This window comes from Adlercreutzia sp. DFI.6.23, from assembly GCF_024462535.1.
In the GTDB taxonomy this organism is placed as follows: domain Bacteria; phylum Actinomycetota; class Coriobacteriia; order Coriobacteriales; family Eggerthellaceae; genus Adlercreutzia; species Adlercreutzia rubneri.
In genome coordinates, this window is sequence record NZ_JANGBP010000144.1 from 1 (window position 1) to 418 (window position 418).

Below are 418 nucleotides of genomic sequence, written 5' to 3' on the forward strand. Positions count from 1 at the left end.
GCAAGGGCGGAGCCTTCTGTTAGCGCTACCGTAATAATCGCCGATTGGTCCCCCGCTTCCCGCCAATCGCGCCACCGCACAGGCGCCGATCGCGCTACCGGACTTTGGCCGGCGGCGCCCCCGGCGCCGCAAGGTGTAGGCTCCCGACGTCTCCGGACGGAAGGAGCCCCGATTGGAAAGGGACATCATGGGAGAGTTCGACATGTACAGGCAGGCGGGCACCACGCCCAACTTCACCGACATCGCCCGGCGCTACGGCATGAACCGGCACACGGTGGCCAAGTACTGGAAGGCCGGCGGCCAGGTGGAGGACACGCGCAGGTGCCGCCCGAGCGGGCTGGACCGCCACAGGGAGGTCATAGAGGCCACGGCGCAGCTGCCCGGCGCGACCAAGCGCGGCATCTACGAGTACCTGATC

The 418-nt window shown here is 68.2% G+C and carries 1 pseudogene; it reads left to right on the forward strand.

Annotated features, from left to right (window positions below):
- Positions 1–172: 172 nt before the first annotated feature.
- Positions 173–418: pseudogene (locus tag NE591_RS12725) on the forward strand (IS21 family transposase); the annotation flags it as partial.